The organism is Pseudomonas sp. JUb52, assembly GCF_004341115.1.
Taxonomy (GTDB): domain Bacteria; phylum Pseudomonadota; class Gammaproteobacteria; order Pseudomonadales; family Pseudomonadaceae; genus Chryseomonas; species Chryseomonas oryzihabitans.
Map to the genome: position 1 here is coordinate 1 of NZ_SLYS01000044.1, position 765 is coordinate 765.

General features: G+C 65.6%; 1 protein-coding gene. It reads left to right on the top strand.

All coding sequences use genetic code 11. The features are described from left to right. Nucleotides 1-765: Tn3 family transposase (locus EC839_RS24740; protein ID WP_256681105.1), on the top strand; the 765-nt coding region annotated here is incomplete at both ends.

Consider the following 765-nt stretch of genomic DNA (forward strand, 5'->3'; position numbering starts at 1 on the left):
TCGCGGCAGTTCCGCGACTTCGACGACTACCTGCTGCCGGCCGAGAAGTTCGCCGCGCTCAAGCGGGAACAGGCCCTGCCGCTGGCGATCAACCCGAACAGCGACCAGTATCTGGAAGAGCGCTTGCAGCTGCTGGACGAGCAGTTGGCCACTGTCGCCCGCCTGGCCAAGGACAACGAGCTGCCCGATGCCATCCTCACCGAGTCCGGGTTGAAGATCACCCCGCTGGATGCGGCGGTGCCGGATCGGGCGCAGGCGCTGATCGACCAGACCAGTCAGTTACTGCCGCGCATCAAGATCACCGAACTGCTGATGGACGTGGACGACTGGACGGGCTTCAGCCGCCACTTCACCCACCTGAAGGACGGGGCCGAGGCCAAAGACCGGACGTTGCTGCTGTCCGCGATTCTCGGTGATGCAATCAACCTCGGGCTGACCAATATGGCCGAGTCGAGCCCCGGACTGACCTACGCCAAGCTGTCCTGGCTGCAAGCGTGGCACATCCGCGACGAAACCTACTCGGCGGCCCTGGCCGAGTTGGTCAACCACCAGTACCGCCATGCCTTTGCCGCCCACTGGGGCGATGGCACCACCTCGTCCTCCGATGGCCAGCGCTTCCGCGCGGGCGGCCGGGGCGAAAGCACCGGGCACGTCAACCCGAGGTACGGCAGCGAGCCGGGACGGCTGTTCTACACCCATATCTCCGACCAGTACGCGCCGTTCAGCACCCGCGTGGTGAATGTCGGCGTCCGCGACTCCACCTAT